This window comes from Streptomyces sp. NPDC048590, from assembly GCF_043199535.1.
Classification (GTDB): Bacteria; Actinomycetota; Actinomycetes; order Streptomycetales; family Streptomycetaceae; genus Streptomyces.
The window spans coordinates 1-17,307 of record NZ_JBICWC010000003.1 but is presented as its reverse complement, the minus strand read 5'-3'; the positions used below and the strand labels follow the sequence as shown (position 1 = coordinate 17,307).

The following is a 17,307-nucleotide window of genomic DNA, read 5'->3' as shown; positions in this document are numbered from 1 at the left end:
TGGACCAGTCGGCGACGGCGTCGTCCAACTGACCGAACCTGGCGGAGCGCAGAGTTTCCAGGTCCATCAGTTGTCCGCCTTGTTCTTCTCACCCTTGGGCGCGTTGTCGTCGTCGAAGGCCTGGTCGAGCGCGGCGATACTGCTGACCCGGCTTCTCACATACTGGTCGTCATCGCTGTGCAGGAACTTCGTGAAGTCCACATGGTTGGCGATGTGCCCACATGCGTCGAGCAGTGACTTGAGCTGGGTGTCCCACCGTTCCGCCACGTGTTGAAGTGCGCCACCGAGCTCGAATCCCTGGGTGTGGAGATTGCCTCCCGCTGTCTCGCTGGTAGGCGCCGCGACCCGAGCCTCCCGCCACAAGCGGTTCTTGAGACCTGAGGCTTCGTTTCGGACCCCTGACAGGTCGCCCTGATTGACGGCGAGGTCCCCCTTCTTCCCGCCGCCACCGTCACCGCTCCCGGCCGCGTTGACACGCATCCGAGAACCGTCCCTGCCGGCCGCATCGGCCTTCAGCTGTTCCCACTCGGCCCAAGCCATAAAGGCGTACCCCCTCATCCCGTGCTGTGGCACCCATGCTGTCCGACGGAAAGTCCGCACAGGCCCTGGCGCGTCGCCGTGGCGCAATACGGGAACACCTACGGCTGGAATGGCGAGTTTCCTTCCGTCGGTGGGATGACCGCCACCCGGACGCCTTGCCCGTACACCGCGTAATCGGCCACGCCCTTTGCCCCGCAAGCCGGAGCGGGCGGTAGCAGCCCTTTCGGTGCCGCCACCGCCCGCCCTGACCCCCCGTACCCGGAGGCCGAACACGCCGGCCAGGCGCGCAGAGCCGGAAGCGCTCCGCGAAGCCCCTACCGCGCCCCGTCCATGAGCCCCGTCTGCACCAGCGGGTTCCCTCGCCGGCGGGTCACGAAGATGCCGCGCCCCGGAGGCATCGGCCGAGGGCGAACGTTACCGAGGATGTCCCCCTCGATCGGGTCGCCCGAGAGCATCACGCCCTGCGCGCCCAGCTCCAGGATGCGCTGAAGGAAGGGCTCGTACAGCGCGCGGCCCGCCCCCGCCGTGCTGCGGGCGATGATGAAGCGCACGCCCACGTCCCGGGAGAACGGCAGCATCTCCGTGAGCTTGCCCATCGGGTTGCCGCTCGACGTGGAGACCAGGTCGTAGTCGTCGACGACCACGAACACGGACGGGCCGCTCCACCAGCTGCGGTCACGGAGCTCCTGCGCCGTGACGTCCGGCGAAGGCGTACGGCGCTTCATCAGGTCGTACAGCGCGTCCGTGTGGTGCTCCATGTTGTTGGACATGGGCACGTACTCCGCGAGATGAGTGGCCGGGGTGACGTCCAGCAGGGCCCGCCGGTTGTCGATGACGAAGAACTTGGCCTCGTTCCCCTGGTACCTCTCCGTCAGCTGCTTGATGAGCAGGCGCAGCAGGTTCGACTTGCCGGATTCGCTCTCGCCGAATACCAGGAAGAACGGGTCCCGTTCGAAGTCGAGGTGGACGGGCTCCAGGTTGTTCTCGTCGATACCGAACGCGATGCCCCGCTCCGGCTGCGCGTAGCCCGAGGGCAGTTCCTTGACCGGGAGTTCGCGGGGCAGCAGCCGGACCGCGGGGGCCGGCGCCGCCGTCCAGTGCCGGGCGACCTCCTGGTTCATGGCCGCGGTGGCCTCGGAGAGGTCGCTGTCGGAGTTGATGCCGTCGATCCGCGGCACCGCCGCCATGAAGTGCAGCTTCTCCGGCGTCAAACCGCGTCCCGGCACTCCGGCGGGCACGTTGACGGCCGCCTTGCGGTCGAGTTCGGAGTCCATGACGTCACCGAGCCGCAGCTCCAGCCGGTTCATCAGGTGGTCCTTCAGATTGGCCCGGACCTCCATCGAACGCGACGCCGTGACGATGAGGTGGATGCCGTAGCCGAGACCCCGCTGGGCGATGTCGAGGGCGGCGCCCTCCAGCGCCTCGTAGTCCGTACGGAAGTTGCCCCAGCCGTCGATGATCAGGAAGACGTCGCCCCAGGGCTGGTCGGTCACCGAGATCTCGCCCCGGGCCCGCAGCCTGCGGAAGGTGGCGATGGAGTCGATGCCCGCGCTGCGGAAGTACTCCTCACGGCGCGCCATGATCCCGTAGACCTCGGCGACCGTACGGCGCACCCGCTCGGGGTCGAGCCGGGAGGCGATACCGCCCACGTGGGGCAGGCCGGAGACGGAGGCCATTCCGCCGCCGCCGAAGTCGAGCCCGTAGAACTGGACCTCCTGCGGGGTGTGGGTGAGGGCGAAGCCGGCGATGAGCGTGCGCAGCAGGGTGGACTTGCCGGACTGCGGGCCGCCGGTGATCTGCATGTGCCCGGCGGCGCCGGAGAAGTCCCGGTACAGCGTGTCGCGGCGCTGCTCGTACGGCTTGTCGACCACACCGAGCGGTACGACGAGGCGTCCCGAGCCCTCGAATCCCGGCTGCGTGAGGCCGCGTCCCTCCACGGCGGAGAGGCCCGGCAGCAGTTCGTCCAGCGACGGAGGGTTGTCCAGCGGGGGCAGCCACACCTGGTGCGCGGATGCTCCGCGGCCCTCGAGCCGACGCACGATCACGTCGAGCACCGTGTCCGCCAGGGCGTCGTCCTCGGACTTGCGCGCGTCCGGCACGGCCGCCTGCGCCGTCGGCTCCACGTAGCGCACCGGTACCGGCGCGGCCGTGAAGAGCACCGGCCTGCGGTCCACGGGCAGCGGGCCCGAGGAGGCGGCCGGCTGGGACCCCGAGCGGTACACCCCGGAGACGTAGGCGGCCTTGAAGCGCACCATCTCGTCCGTGCCGTACTTCAGATAGCCCGAACCGGGCACGTTCGGCAGGTGGTAGGCGTCCGGGACACCCAGCGCGGCACGGGACTCGCCCGCGGAGAAGGTCCGCAGACCGATCCGGTACGACAGATAGGTCTCCAGGCCGCGCAGACGGCCCTCCTCGAGCCGCTGCGACGCGAGCAGCAGATGGACGCCCAGCGACCGTCCGATACGCCCGATCTGCACGAACATCTCGATGAAGTCGGGCTTGGCGGTCAGCAGTTCGCTGAACTCGTCGATCACCAGGACGAGTGAAGGGATAGGCTGGAGCGGAGCACCCGCTGCCCGCGCCTTCTCGTAGTCGTGGATGTTGGCGTAGTTGCCGGCGTCGCGCAGCATCTCCTGGCGACGGTTGAGCTCGCCGCTGATGGAGTCGCCCATGCGGTCCACCAGCGTCAGGTCGTCCGCCAGGTTGGTGATCACGGCCGCGACGTGGGGCATCTGGGCCATGCCGGCGAAGGTGGCACCGCCCTTGAAGTCCGCGAGGACGAAGTTCAGCGTCTCCGAGGTGTGCGTGACGGCCAGACCCAGCACGAGCGTACGGAGCAGCTCGGACTTGCCGGAGCCGGTGGCCCCGACGCACAGCCCGTGCGGTCCCATGCCCTCCTGCGCGGCCTCCTTGAGGTCCAGCATCACCGGACCGCCGTCCTCGCCGACACCGATCGGCACCCGGAGCCGCTCCGCCTGGGAGCGTGCGCGCCAGGTCCGGGTGACGTCGACCGAGGCGGCGTCGCCCAGGTTGAGCAGGTCGGTGAACTCCAGGTTGGCGAGCAGCGGCTCGTCGTCGTCGCCACCCGTGGCCACGTGCAGCGGCGCCAGCTGGCGGGCCAGCGCCTCCGCGGCCTCGTGGCTGAGCAGATCGGGCACACCGTCGTACACCAGGCCGTGCCCGGACTCCAGCTGGAGCGAGCGCGGGTCCACCGTGATCGAGAGCCCGCCCCGCGCACCGGTGACCTGCCCCGGGACGATCTCGATGACCGTCACACCCTGCAGCCCCTCGGCGGACGCGAGAGCGGACGTCGCCGGGACCGACTCACCGTCCAGGACGACCACCACGTGCGGCTGGTCGAGCAGCGGCTGACCGCCGGGCTGGAAGCGGGGGCGGCCGTCGAGGCGGCCGGCGAGCATCTCCTCCAGTTCGGCGACGCTCGTACTGACCAGCCTGCGGGTGCCCGCGCCGTCGACCGACCCGTGCGCCTGGACGTGGGGGAGCCACTTCGTCCAGTCCCAGCGCGGGGCCGCGTCGCGGCCGGTCGCGACGGCGATGATCAGGTCCTCGGGGGAGTGGAGTGCGGCGAGCGACCCCACCATCGCGCGGCCGGTCGCCCGCGCGGACTCCGCCTCGCCGCTGATCGTCAGGTGGTAGAAGGCCCGCAGCGAGACGGCCATCGGCAGGCCGTCGAGCGTGCTGTGCGTCGTCAGGAACTGCTGCATCGCCCCGGCGGTCAGCGGCTCCAGCTCGTCCACCGGGGCGGTCTCGGGCGCGATGAGAGGCGTGGCGAGCTCCTGGCTGCCCAGGCCGATGCGGACATGGGCGAAATCCGCGTCACCGACGCGGCGCTCCCACACCCGGCTGCCCTCCGCCACGAGCGCCCAGAGCTGCTCCGGCGACGGGTGGAGGTAGAACTGTGCGTCGCGCTGCTGACGCGCAGTCCTCAGCACCGCGCGCCTGGTCTGCGTCAGGTACTTCAGGTAGTCGCGCCGCATGTCGGCGAGCTGGCCCTGGGTGCCCCGCCGGAACCGGATGATCATCGCCACGGCCATCGCGATCGTCGACGCGATCATGATCATGCCCATGATCCGCATGATCGGGTTCGGCGTCATGAAGAAGAAGACGACGGAACCACCCATACCGAGCATCGGGAGCAGCTGCATCATCACCCCCTCCTGCTGCCCTCGGGGCAGCTCGGGCGGAGGTTGCAACTGCACCTGCTCGCCCGGAACTTCGGAGGGGAGGGCCCGCGGTGGGCGCTTGACGACGATCTGGCTCACAGCTCACCAATTCCCTTGCCGGACGGAACTGTTCCTATCGGCGCCCCCGTGGCGACGGGCTCCGTCCGCGGGAGGATCCTACTGGCGCCTCCGGGGACCCGAGGGCGGTAGGGTGTCGCGACGCGTGTACGCATCCGCTAACTACCGCAAAAAAACGGGTCATTCGGGACGCAGTCGCGACCCGTGGTCCAGGGGTGCGTTCCGGGAGATCCAGAAGAGAACCACGAGGGGGAGCAGCACGTGACAACGACGGCCCAGACGGCGGCCACCGGAACCGGTCGGCCGGGTCCCGGACTTCCCGTCGGCAACACGACGGGCTTCTGCCGGGTCACGGTCGTCGCGCCCGACAGCCGTGTCGACGTGGCGCTCCCCGAGGACATCGCCGTCGCCGACCTCTACCCCGAGATCCTCCGGCTCTCCGGGCAGAGCCCCGCCCAGGACGCACCGGTCGGCTACCACCTGGTGCGCCGCGACGGCACCGTCCTCGACAGCGGGCGCACGCTCGCGGGACAGCGCATCCTCGACGGGGAACTGCTCTCCCTGCGGCCCTTCTCCGAGTCCCTGCCCCCCGCGGTCTTCGACGACGTGTCCGACGCCGTCGCCAGCGCCGTCTCCAAGGACCGCACCCTCTGGGGCGACGGCCTCATGCGCTCCGCCGGACTCTTCGGCGGGTCGGTGCTGCTGGTCCTGCTCGGCTTCGTGCTGTGGACCTCCGACATCAGGCACGACATGCACGGCCTGCCGGGGATACTCGCCGCCGTCACCGCGGTGCTCCTGCTCGCTCTGGCCTGCGTACGCGCCCGCGTCTACGCCGACCGGGGCTCGTCCATCGCGCTCGGGATCGGCGCGCTCACCAGCGCGGCGGTCGCCGGTACGGGGCTGCTTCCGCTCAGCGACGGCCAGGGCATCGGGAAGCTGCAGTTCCTGCTGGCCTGCGCCGCCGTGCTGGTGGCCTCCGTGATCCTCATGATCGCGGCCCCCGAGGGCGACGGCACGTTCGTCGCGTTCGTCTTCGCCTCCGTCATCGGCGTACTGGTGACCTTCGTCGCGATCATGACCGGCATGGAGCCGTCCGAGACCGCCGCCGTCTGCGCACCCCTGTCCGTGGGGCTCCTCGCCTTCCTGCCGGGACTCTCCACCCGCTTCGCCCGTCTCCCGATCGGCTTCGAGCCGCCCCGCACCACCGTCGGTGACTACGGGACCTCCGACCCCGCCCCGCAGGGGCCGGTCGACGCCGCCCGTATCGCCGCCCAGGCCCGCCGCGGCCACGAACTGCTCCTCGGCCTCGTCGGCGGCTGCGCCCTGGTGGCCGTGGGAGCCGCGGCGGTCCTCGGCTTCTCCGACAGCGTCTGGGGCCAGCTGCTCGCCCTCGCCACCGGCGTAGCCATGCTGATGCGCGCGCACCTGTTCCGCTACACCGCCCAGGTCGGCTGCGCCCTCGGTGCCGGTCTCGCCGCCCTCGTGCTCCTCGGCCTCGGGCTGTCCCTCAACCCGCCGGCCGACCTGATCCAGGCCGCCTTCAAGGGCGACGGCACCGGGCTCGACATCCGTACGATCTGGCTCACCGCGGCGGTCGCGGCCGTCGCCGCGCTGATCACCGCCATAGGGCTGATCGTGCCGCGCAAGGGTGTCACCCCCTTCTGGGGGCGCTTCCTGGAGGTGGCCGAGGCCTTCGTCCTCCTGACCCTGCTGCCGCTGTGCCTCGCCGTCTTCGACGTCTACCACTCGATCCGCGCGCTCACCAGCTGATCCGGGGCGGCGGCGGGCGACGGGTGGCATTGAGCCCGGAGGGCTCTCCTCTTCGGGGCGGCGGCGGGCGACGGGTGGGCCCACGGCGGCTGGTACGCTGTGTGACGGCCGTTTGTGTACGCGCCTCCGGGATCACCCTGGGGGCTGCGCTCATCGGACCTTCGCCTCCGAGTCACGGAAGCTCCCCTGAGAACAAGACCAGGGGCACTCGTGGGCGCATCGAACATCAAGAGGAGTACGCGTGCCGCTCGACGCCGCTACGAAGAAGCAGATCATGTCCGAGTTCGCCCAGAAGGAGGGTGACACCGGATCCCCCGAGGTCCAGGTCGCCATGCTCTCCCGCCGGATCTCGGACCTGACGGAGCACCTCAAGACGCACAAGCACGACCACCACTCCCGCCGTGGTCTGCTGATCCTGGTCGGCCAGCGTCGCCGCCTCCTGCAGTACCTGGCCAAGAAGGACATCCAGCGCTTCCGTGCGCTCGTCGACCGCCTCGGCATCCGCCGTGGTGCGGCCGGCGGCGCCAAGTAAGGACGCTGTGAGAGGGAGCGGTACCCCGGTTCCAGGGGGCCGCTCCCTTTTGCTGTACGTGCGTGAACCGGGTCCGGCTCAGTAACCTGGACGTACGACAACAGAACGAGGAGAGGCGCCCCACGGCCGCCGCCGGTCCTCGGTAGTGGCCCCCGGGACAACGCCCGGGAGCTTCGATCGAAGACCGGCCCGCACACACGGTGCGCTTCTCCGCACCGTCCCCCGCCACACGGGCGCGGGGACGAAAGACGACGAGTATGGAGAAATCACTAGTGGAGAACGAGACCCACTACGCCGAAGCCGTGATCGACAACGGCACCTTCGGCACCCGCACCATCCGCTTCGAGACGGGCCGCCTGGCCAAGCAGGCCGCAGGCTCCGCCGTCGCGTACCTGGACGACGACACCATGGTGCTGTCGGCCACCACCGCTTCCAAGCGGCCCAAGGACCAGCTCGACTTCTTCCCGCTCACGGTGGACGTCGAGGAGCGGCAGTACGCCGCAGGCAAGATCCCCGGCTCCTTCTTCCGCCGGGAGGGCCGCCCCTCCGAGGACGCGATCCTCACCTGCCGCCTGATCGACCGCCCGCTGCGCCCCTCCTTCAAGAAGGGCCTGCGCAACGAGATCCAGATCGTCGAGACGGTCATGGCGCTCAACCCCGATCACCTGTACGACGTGATCGCGATCAACGCCGCCTCCTGCTCCACGCAGCTGGCCGGCCTGCCCTTCTCCGGCCCGATCGGCGGCACCCGTGTCGCCCTGATCAAGGGCCAGTGGGTCGCCTTCCCGACGCACACCGAGCTCGAGGACGCCGTCTTCGACATGGTCGTCGCCGGTCGCGTCCTCGAGGACGGCGACGTCGCGATCATGATGGTCGAGGCCGAGGCCACCGAGAAGACCATCCAGCTCGTCAAGGACGGCGCCGAGGCCCCGACCGAGGAGGTCGTCGCCGCCGGTCTCGAGGCCGCGAAGCCCTTCATCAAGGCGCTCTGCAAGGCCCAGTCCGACCTCGCCGCCAAGGCTGCCAAGCCCACCGGCGAGTTCCCGGTCTTCCTCGACTACCAGGACGACGTCCTGGAGGCGCTCACCAAGGCCGTCCGCACCGAGCTCGCCAAGGCACTCACCATCGCCGGCAAGCAGGAGCGCGAGGCGGAGCTGGACCGCATCAAGGAGATCGCGGCCGAGAAGCTCCTCCCGGCCTTCGAGGGCCGCGAGAAGGAGATCTCCGGTGCCTACCGCGCGCTGACCAAGAAGCTGGTCCGCGAGCGCGTCATCAAGGAGAAGGTCCGCATCGACGGCCGCGGCGTCACGGACATCCGTACGCTCGCCGCCGAGGTCGAGGCCATCCCGCGCGTGCACGGCTCGGCGCTCTTCGAGCGTGGCGAGACGCAGATCCTGGGCGTCACCACCCTCAACATGCTCCGCATGGAGCAGCAGCTGGACACCCTCTCCCCGGTGACCCGCAAGCGTTACATGCACAACTACAACTTCCCGCCGTACTCCGTCGGCGAGACCGGCCGCGTGGGCTCGCCCAAGCGCCGCGAGATCGGCCACGGAGCGCTCGCCGAGCGCGCCATCGTGCCGGTCCTGCCCTCGCGCGAGGAGTTCCCCTACGCGATCCGCCAGGTCTCCGAGGCGCTGGGCTCCAACGGATCGACGTCCATGGGCTCGGTCTGCGCCTCCACCATGTCGCTGCTGAACGCGGGTGTGCCCCTCAAGGCCGCCGTCGCCGGTATCGCCATGGGCCTGATCTCGCAGGAGATCGACGGCAAGACCCACTACGTCGCCCTCACCGACATCCTCGGTGCGGAGGACGCCTTCGGCGACATGGACTTCAAGGTCGCCGGTACGAAGCAGTTCGTGACCGCGCTCCAGCTCGACACCAAGCTCGACGGCATCCCCGCCTCGGTCCTGGCCGCCGCGCTGAAGCAGGCCCGTGACGCGCGTCTGCACATCCTGGACGTCATGAACGAGGCCATCGACGTCCCGGACGAGATGTCCCCGAACGCCCCGCGGATCATCACCGTCAAGATCCCGGTGGACAAGATCGGTGAGGTCATCGGCCCCAAGGGCAAGATGATCAACCAGATCCAGGAGGACACCGGCGCCGACATCACGATCGAGGACGACGGCACCATCTACATCGGTGCCCAGCAGGGCTCGCAGGCCGAGGCCGCCCGCGCCACGATCAACGCCATCGCCAACCCGACCATGCCGGAGGTCGGCGAGCGCTACCTGGGTACGGTCGTCAAGACCACCACCTTCGGTGCGTTCGTCTCCCTGATGCCCGGCAAGGACGGTCTGCTGCACATCTCGCAGATCCGCAAGCTCGCCGGTGGCAAGCGCGTGGAGAACGTCGAGGACGTGCTCGGCGTCGGCGCGAAGGTCCAGGTCGAGATCGCGGAGATCGACTCCCGCGGCAAGCTCTCCCTCATCCCCGTCATCGAGGGTGAAGAGGACGAGAAGAAGGACGACACCGCCAAGTGACGTCCCGTAGTCCCGTGACGACGGCCCGCCCCTCCTCGGAGGGGCGGGCCGTCGCCCGTACCCAAACGCTTCTCAAGGGCAGCAACGGGATCGGTACGGTCCGCAGGACCGTTCTCCCCGGCGGTCTCCGGGTGGTCACCGAGACCCTGCCCTCCGTCCGTTCCGCCACGTTCGGGATCTGGGCCAACGTCGGCTCGCGTGACGAGACGCCCTCCCTGAACGGCGCCACGCACTACCTCGAACACCTCCTCTTCAAGGGCACGGCCAAGCGCAGCGCCCTCGACATCTCGTCCGCGATCGACGCGGTCGGCGGCGAGATGAACGCCTTCACGGCGAAGGAGTACACCTGCTACTACGCGCGGGTCCTGGACACCGACCTGCCGCTGGCCATCGATGTCGTCTGCGACATGCTGACCGGTTCCCTGATCGCCCCCGAGGACGTCGACGCCGAGCGCGGCGTCATCCTCGAGGAGATCGCCATGACGGAGGACGACCCGGGCGACTGCGTGCACGACCTGTTCGCGCACACCATGCTGGGGGACACCCCGCTGGGCCGCCCCGTCCTCGGCACCGTGGACACGATCAACGCCCTGAACCAGGGCCAGATCGCCCGCTTCTACAAGAAGCACTACGACCCCACCCACCTGGTCGTCGCAGCCGCCGGCAACGTCGACCACGCCACGGTCGTACGCCAGGTCCGCAAGGCCTTCGAACGCGCGGGCGCCCTCGGCCGCACCGACGCCGTGCCCACACCGCCGCGTGCGGGATCCCGCACTCTGCGGGCCACGGGCCGTGTCGAGGTGCTGAACCGCAAGACCGAGCAGGCACACGTCGTGCTCGGCATGCCGGGCCTGGCCAGGACGGACGAGCGCCGCTGGGCCCTCGGCGTCCTGAACACCGCGCTCGGCGGCGGTATGAGCTCCCGCCTCTTCCAGGAGGTCCGGGAGAAGCGCGGCCTCGCGTACAGCGTCTACTCGTACACCTCGGGCTTCGCCGACTGCGGCCTCTTCGGCGTCTACGCGGGCTGCAGGCCCAGCCAGGTCCACGACGTCCTCAAGATCTGCAGGGACGAGCTGGACCGGGTGTCCTCGGACGGTCTCGACGACGAGGAGATCGCCCGCGCCGTCGGCCAGCTCGCCGGTTCCACCGTCCTCGGCCTCGAGGACACGGGCGCGCTCATGAACCGCATCGGCAAGAGCGAGCTCTGCTGGGGCGAGCAGATGTCTGTCGACGAGATGCTGGCGAAGATCGCGGCGGTCACCCCCGACGAGGTCAGGGCCGTGGCGGCCGACGTCCTGGGACAGCGCCCCTCGCTCTCGGTCATCGGCCCGCTGAAGGACAAGCAGGCTGACCGCCTCCAGTCAGCGGTCTCCTAACCACCCCTAAGGAAGAGCACATGAGCAAGCTGCGCGTGGCCGTTCTCGGAGCCAAGGGACGCATCGGGTCCGAGGCGGTACGGGCCGTCGAGGCCGCCGACGACATGGAGCTGGTGGCCGCGCTCGGCCGCGGCGACAGCCTCGAGGCACTGACGGAGAGCGGTGCCCAGGCGGTCGTCGAGCTGACCACCCCGTCGTCGGTGATGGACAACCTCGACTTCTGCCTCCGCCACGGCATCCATGCCGTCGTCGGCACCACCGGATGGACCGACGAACGGCTCGCGCAGCTGAACACCTGGCTCTCGGCCTCCCCGGAGACCGGAGTGCTCATCGCGCCGAACTTCTCCATCGGCGCCGTCCTCACCATGCGGTTCGCGGAGCAGGCGGCCCGCTACTTCGAGTCCGTCGAGGTCATCGAGCTGCACCACCCGAACAAGGCGGACGCCCCCTCGGGCACCGCCACCCGGACCGCCCAGCTCATCGCGGCGGCCCGGCACAAGGCGGGTGCTGCTCCGCAGCCCGACGCCACCGCCACCGCCCTGGAGGGCGCCCGCGGCGCGGACGTCGACGGTGTCCCGGTCCACTCGGTCCGCCTGCGCGGCCTCCTGGCCCACCAGGAGGTCCTGCTGGGAAGCGAGGGCGAGACGCTCACCCTGCGCCACGACTCGCTGCACCACAGCAGCTTCATGCCCGGCATCCTGCTCGGCACACGCCGCGTGGTGACCACTCCCGGCCTCACCTTCGGCCTGGAACACTTCCTCGACCTGAACTGACTGGGCCACCCCATGCGCGCAAAGCTTTCGTACGCCGTCACCGCCGCCGTCCTCGTCTTCTACTTCGTCCTGGCCGGCAGCCGTGGCGTCCTGCTCATCCGGCACGGCACGCTGCTCACGGTCACCTTCGGCGTGGCCGTGCTGATCCTGCCGGTCATCGGGGTGTGGTTCCTCTGGAAGAACACCCAGTTCGTCCGCAGGGCCAACGCGCTGGCCGCCGAGCTGGACGCGGAGGGCGGCCTGCCCGTCGACGAGCTCGAGCGCACTCCGTCCGGGCGCATCGACCGGGCCTCCGCCGACGCCGTGTTCACACGCCGCCGTGAGGAGACCGAGGACAGCCCCGACGACTGGCGCTGCTGGTTCCGGCTGGCCGTGGCCTACCAGGACGCCAGGGACACCCCCCGCGCCCGCAAGGCGATGCAGCGCGCCATCGCCCTGCACGCGAACAAGCCGGTACGCGCCTGAGCGGCGCCGTACCGGCTTGTGGAGGTGCGCGACGAGCTTCAGCCCGTGCGGTACTCGTCCCCCCACGCCTCGACGGAGTCCGTGGCGCGCTCGAACGCCTCCGCGCGGGCCAGGAAGTCCGCGTTGCGGTCGGTGACCAGCGGGGCGAGCGGCTCACCACCCTTGACCACCACGACCAGGGCCTGTCCCTGGACCGTACGCGGGAAACCGAGCCACTTCACCGGCTGCTGCACGGTGCGGACCGCCGCGACGTCCCGCCACCGCACGGTGGTCGTACGGAAGAACCCCACCCGGCGTACCCCGTGGCGGCTGACCCAGGCGCCGACGCGGAGCAGCCGCAGCGCGCTCACGATCACCACCGCGGACAGCACGAAACAGAGAGTGGCGCCGGACAGCGATCCGGCGAGGGTGATGATCATCGCGGCGAGCAGCACGAAGGACGCCAGCAGCAGCGATGTCGCCGCCGCCGCCACCCGCCACGGGCCGGGACGGTAGGGCCGCCGCCAGCTGTCGTGGTCGTCGAACGGCAGCGCGATGTCCTCTGCGTCCGCGTCGAATGCGCGGTCGGCCGTCAGGAAGGGCAGGGGCACGACTGATCCTCACTCACAAGCACGCTCGATTGCTGTGCCCGGTGAGGCTACCGAGCAGCCCCCTGGCCGACCACCCCAGGGGGCCCGTACGAGTCAGCGGTGCTGGGAGGCCTCGGACGTCTGGCTGTGCGACGGCGTCCGGTCGGTGTCGAGGGCGGGCAGACCGAAGAGCAGCGATCCGGCGAATCCCGCGATCAGAGTGAGCCCTACCAGGGAACGAGATGCCAGCTGCGTGCGGCTGACGCGCTGGCGGGGAGGCGGAGTGACGTTACTGCGGAATCGGTCGGCCTCGGCGACGAACGAGAACGGGACGGATTCACGCCGGCGGAACATGAGGAAGCTCTCCTTGAACTGCGAAACGGTTGCTGCTAGTGAATCAGACGTACGCCTGCCCGGATCGGTGCCCCGAAACGCCGACCACTTCCATTTTTTCGCTGGCGGACTCCTCTTCCGGCGGCCCGTAGAGTGGACGCCGCCCGAGCGAAGCAATTGGAAGGACCCCCGCCGGTGAGCGACACCCCCGAGCCCACAAAAGCCCACTTCCGCAGCGATGTCACCGTTGACCTGGTGAAATCCGCGGCCGCCGACTCGGACGTGCTCTTCGCCGCGCGCGTGTCGACGGCAGGGGAGCAGTCCCTGGAAGAGGTCACGAAGGACCCTGAGCGGTCCAAGGGGCTCATCAACTTCCTGATGCGGGACCGGCACGGCAGCCCCTTCGAGCACAACTCGATGACCTTCTTCATCAGCGCCCCCATCTTCGTGTTCCGCGAGTTCATGCGGCACCGCGTGGGCTGGTCGTACAACGAGGAATCGGGCCGCTACAGGGAGCTGGAGCCCGTCTTCTACGTCCCGGGGGAGTCCCGCAAGCTCATCCAGCAGGGCCGTCCCGGCAAGTACGAGTTCGTCGAGGGGACGGCGGAGCAGCACACCCTCACCACTCGCGCGATGGAGGACTCCTACCGCCAGGCGTACGACGCCTACCAGGAGATGCTCGCCGCCGGCGTCGCCCGCGAAGTTGCCCGCGCGGTGCTCCCCGTCGGCCTCTTCTCCACGATGTACGCCACCTGCAACGCCCGCTCGCTGATGCACTTCCTCGGACTGCGCACCCAGCACGAGATGGCGAAGGTCCCGTCGTTCCCGCAGCGCGAGATCGAGATGGTCGGCGAGCAGATGGAACAGCACTGGCAGAAGCTCATGCCGCTCACTCATGCCGCCTTCAACAAAAACGGACGGGTCGCCCCGTAGGCGGTGTCCGTATTGCGGCGTTTCGTGAAGTTCATCTAGGCTGATCAAACGGACCCGGCACTGCTTGAACCCCCGAGCAGGCAGTGCCGGGCTCCTCTTCCCCGTCCCCCGAGGGGGCGCGAGGCTCCGAGCAACGAGTAGCGTGTTACCCATGGCTCCGATCTCCACTCCGCAGACCCCCTTCGGGCGGGTCCTCACCGCTATGGTCACGCCCTTCACGGCGGACGGCGCACTCGACCTCGACGGCGCCCAGCGGCTCGCCGCCCATCTGGTGGACGCAGGCAACGACGGCCTGATCATCAACGGCACCACGGGTGAGTCCCCGACCACCAGCAACGCGGAGAAAGACCAGCTCGTACGGGCTGTCCTGGAAGCCGTAGGAGACCGGGCCCACGTCGTCGCCGGCGTCGGCACCAACGACACGCGGCACAGCATCGAGCTGGCCCGGACGGCCGAGCGCACCGGAGCCCACGGCCTCCTCGCGGTCACCCCGTACTACAACAAGCCCCCGCAGGAGGGCCTCCTCCGCCACTTCAACGCCATCGCGGACTCCACGGACCTCCCGGTGATGCTGTACGACATCCCCGGCCGCAGCGGTGTGCCGATCGACACAGAGACGCTCGTGCGCCTCGCCGAGCACCCGAGGATCGTCGCCAACAAGGACGCCAAGGGAGATCTGGGCCGCGCCAGCTGGGCCATCGCCCAGTCCGGCCTCGCCTGGTACTCCGGCGACGACATGCTCAACCTGCCCCTCCTCTCCGTCGGAGCCGTCGGTTTCGTCTCCGTCGTCGGCCACGTCGTCACCCCGGAGCTCCGCGCGCTCGTCGAGGCGCACCTGGACGGCGACGTGCAGAAGGCCACCGAGATCCACCAGAAGCTGCTCCCCGTCTTCACCGGGATGTTCCGCACACAGGGTGTGATCACCACGAAGGCCGCACTCACCCTGCAGGGCCTGCCCGCCGGCCCGCTGCGCCTCCCGATGGTCGAACTCACCGAACAGGAGACGGCCCAGCTCAAGATCGATCTGGCTGCCGGTGGGGTACAGCTCTGACCACGGACTTCACAACTGAATACGCGAGGACACTCGCGGCGGAAACACCACCTGACAACAGCAAGTGCACGAATGACATGCGCGCCACGTGCCCTCAGCGGTACGTGGCGCGCGTGGTAAGGAGAGTCTTTTGAGTCATCCGCACCCTGAACTCGGTACGCCGCCGAAGCTGCCCAAGGGCGGTCTGCGGGTCACCCCGCTGGGCGGTCTCGGCGAGATCGGCCGCAACATGACGGTCTTCGAGTACGGCGGCCGTCTGCTCATCGTCGACTGCGGTGTGCTCTTCCCCGAGGAGGAGCAGCCCGGCATCGACCTGATCCTTCCGGACTTCACCACGATCCGGGACCGCCTGGACGACGTCGAGGGCATCGTCCTCACGCACGGCCACGAGGACCACATCGGTGGAGTCCCCTACCTGCTCCGCCTGAAGCCGGACATCCCGCTGATCGGCTCCAAGCTGACCCTCGCGCTCATCGAGGCGAAGCTCCAGGAGCACCGCATCCGTCCGTACACCCTCGAGGTGGAGGAGGGGCAGCGCGAGCGCATCGGCGTCTTCGACTGCGAGTTCATCGCCGTCAACCACTCCATCCCGGACGCCCTCGCCGTCGCCATCCGCACTCCCGCGGGCATGGCCGTCGCCACGGGTGACTTCAAGATGGACCAGCTCCCGCTGGACGGGCGTCTCACCGACCTCCACGCCTTCGCGAGGCTCAGCGAGGAAGGCATCGACCTTCTTCTCTCGGACTCCACGAACGCCGAGGTCCCCGGATTCGTTCCGCCCGAGCGGGACATCTCCAACGTGCTGCGCACGGTGTTCGCCAACGCCCAGAAGCGCATCATCGTGGCCAGCTTCGCCAGCCATGTCCACCGCATCCAGCAGATCCTGGACGCCGCTCACGAGTACGGTCGCAGGGTCGCCTTCGTCGGGCGTTCGATGGTCCGGAACATGGGCATCGCCCGTGATCTGGGGTACCTGAGGGTTCCCGCGGGCCTTGTGGTCGACGTCAAGACCCTCGACGACCTCCCGGACGACGAGGTCGTGCTGGTCTGCACGGGGTCCCAGGGCGAGCCGATGGCAGCCCTCTCCCGGATGGCCAACCGCGACCACCAGATCAGGATCGTCCCGGGCGACACGGTGATCCTCGCGTCGTCGCTGATCCCCGGCAACGAGAACGCGGTCTACCGCGTGATCAACGGTCTGACCCGCTGGGGCGCGAACGTCGTCCACAAGGGCAACGCCAAGGTCCACGTCTCGGGCCACGCGTCGGCCGGCGAGCTGTTGTACTTCTACAACATCTGCAAGCCGAAGAACCTGATGCCGGTGCACGGCGAGTGGCGTCACCTGCGCGCCAACGCCGAGCTCGGCGCGCTGACCGGCGTCCCCAAGGACCACATCGTCATCGCCGAGGACGGGGTCGTCGTCGACCTCGTCGACGGCAAGGCGAAGATCGTGGGCAAGGTCCAGGCCGGCTATGTGTACGTCGACGGCCTCTCGGTCGGCGATGTCACCGAGACCTCCCTCAAGGACCGCCGGATCCTCGGCGACGAGGGCATCATCTCGGTCTTCATCGTGGTCGACACGTCGTCCGGCAAGATCGTGGGCGGACCGCACATCCAGGCCCGCGGCTCGGGCATCGACGACGCGGCCTTCGGCGCCGTGGTGCCGAAGATCGAGGACGCGCTCAACAAGTCGGCGCAGGACGGGGTCATGGAGCCCCACCAGCTCCAGCAGCTGGTCCGGCGGACGGTCGGCAAGTGGGTGTCGGACACCTACCGCCGGCGCCCGATGATCCTTCCCGTCGTGGTCGAGGTCTGACCCGACGGAGCCCGAAGGGTCCGCCAATCTGGAGCGGGGTCCCTCGATTTGCATCGAGGGACCCCGCTCCAGTACGTTTACGGCTCCACCAGACCGGGAAGCGACCGGCGCACGTGTGCGCAGGGAGCCCCTCGAAGAGGTGGAAAATTCGACTCAGAACCTCTGATAAAGTCGGATCAGCCGAAAGGCAAAGGCCACTCCACAGGCCACCGGAATCAAATTCGGACCGGAAACGGAACGAAAAAGAGTCTGGTAAAGTTGGAACCGCCGGAAAGGGAAACGCGAAAGCGAAGAACTGGAAAGCGAAACCCGCTTCGGCCGGGAATCGGACACGAAAGAGTCTGATAGAGTCGGAAACGCAAGAACGAAGGGAAGCGCCCGGAGGGCCCCGGTGAAACGGG

The 17,307-nt window shown here is 69.1% G+C and carries 13 protein-coding genes; 9 read left to right on the top strand and 4 right to left on the bottom strand.

Annotated features, from left to right (window positions below; translation table 11 throughout):
- Window positions 1–66: 66 nt before the first annotated feature.
- Both ACGFNN_RS08365 and eccCa read right to left on the bottom strand, forming a co-directional pair.
- Window positions 67–480 (bottom strand): hypothetical protein, encoded by a 414-nt coding sequence (locus ACGFNN_RS08365; protein WP_393554051.1) that lies wholly within the window; start codon window positions 478–480, stop codon window positions 67–69.
- A 374-nt stretch (window positions 481–854) separates the two neighbouring features.
- Window positions 855–4,823, bottom strand: coding sequence for a type VII secretion protein EccCa (gene eccCa / locus ACGFNN_RS08360; protein ID WP_393554050.1), 3,969 nt, complete (start codon window positions 4,821–4,823; stop codon window positions 855–857).
- 240 nt (window positions 4,824–5,063) lie between these two features.
- Here eccCa and eccD point away from each other — a divergent pair, with 240 nt between their 5' ends.
- The 6 genes from eccD to ACGFNN_RS08330 all read left to right on the top strand — a co-directional run bounded on the left by eccD (window position 5,064) and on the right by ACGFNN_RS08330 (window position 12,204).
- Window positions 5,064–6,572, top strand: a complete 1,509-nt coding sequence (gene eccD, locus ACGFNN_RS08355; protein ID WP_393554049.1) for a type VII secretion integral membrane protein EccD — start codon at window positions 5,064–5,066, stop codon at window positions 6,570–6,572.
- A gap of 241 nt (window positions 6,573–6,813) precedes the next feature.
- The gene (rpsO, locus tag ACGFNN_RS08350) at window positions 6,814–7,104 is read left to right on the top strand and encodes a 30S ribosomal protein S15 (RefSeq protein WP_003965855.1); all 291 of its coding nucleotides are present in this window, start codon (window positions 6,814–6,816) and stop codon (window positions 7,102–7,104) included.
- A gap of 272 nt (window positions 7,105–7,376) precedes the next feature.
- Complete coding sequence (locus ACGFNN_RS08345; RefSeq protein WP_393555079.1) at window positions 7,377–9,590, top strand: polyribonucleotide nucleotidyltransferase; 2,214 nt, start codon at window positions 7,377–7,379, stop codon at window positions 9,588–9,590.
- On the top strand, window positions 9,587–10,966 hold the full coding sequence (locus ACGFNN_RS08340; RefSeq protein ID WP_393554047.1) for a M16 family metallopeptidase: 1,380 nt from the start codon (window positions 9,587–9,589) through the stop codon (window positions 10,964–10,966). Before ACGFNN_RS08345 ends, ACGFNN_RS08340 begins: the two co-directional genes overlap by 4 nt.
- 20 nt (window positions 10,967–10,986) lie before the next feature.
- Window positions 10,987–11,739, top strand: a complete 753-nt coding sequence (gene dapB, locus ACGFNN_RS08335) for a 4-hydroxy-tetrahydrodipicolinate reductase (protein ID WP_362668842.1) — start codon at window positions 10,987–10,989, stop codon at window positions 11,737–11,739.
- A gap of 12 nt (window positions 11,740–11,751) precedes the next feature.
- A complete protein-coding gene (locus ACGFNN_RS08330) occupies window positions 11,752–12,204 on the top strand; it encodes a hypothetical protein (RefSeq protein WP_365095449.1) in 453 nt (150 codons plus the stop codon).
- 38 nt (window positions 12,205–12,242) lie between these two features.
- Here the strand turns inward: ACGFNN_RS08330 and ACGFNN_RS08325 are convergent, their stop codons facing one another.
- Together ACGFNN_RS08325 and ACGFNN_RS08320 are read right to left on the bottom strand one after the other, a co-directional pair.
- Entirely contained in the window at window positions 12,243–12,794 is a 552-nt protein-coding gene (locus ACGFNN_RS08325) for a hypothetical protein (protein WP_393554046.1), read from the bottom strand.
- Window positions 12,795–12,887: 93 nt separating this feature from the next.
- Complete coding sequence (locus tag ACGFNN_RS08320; RefSeq protein WP_362551305.1) at window positions 12,888–13,127, bottom strand: hypothetical protein; 240 nt, start codon at window positions 13,125–13,127, stop codon at window positions 12,888–12,890.
- Window positions 13,128–13,301: 174 nt separating this feature from the next.
- Between ACGFNN_RS08320 and thyX the strand changes: the two genes are divergently transcribed.
- The 3 genes from thyX (at window position 13,302) to ACGFNN_RS08305 (ending at window position 16,906) form a co-directional block, all read left to right on the top strand.
- Window positions 13,302–14,039, top strand: a complete 738-nt coding sequence (gene thyX / locus ACGFNN_RS08315; RefSeq protein ID WP_393554045.1) for an FAD-dependent thymidylate synthase — start codon at window positions 13,302–13,304, stop codon at window positions 14,037–14,039.
- A 151-nt stretch (window positions 14,040–14,190) separates the two neighbouring features.
- Complete coding sequence (gene dapA, locus ACGFNN_RS08310) at window positions 14,191–15,090, top strand: 4-hydroxy-tetrahydrodipicolinate synthase (RefSeq protein WP_393554044.1); 900 nt, start codon at window positions 14,191–14,193, stop codon at window positions 15,088–15,090.
- 130 nt (window positions 15,091–15,220) lie between these two features.
- Window positions 15,221–16,906, top strand: coding sequence for a ribonuclease J (locus tag ACGFNN_RS08305; protein WP_362551296.1), 1,686 nt, complete (start codon window positions 15,221–15,223; stop codon window positions 16,904–16,906).
- Window positions 16,907–17,307: the final 401 nt, after the last annotated feature.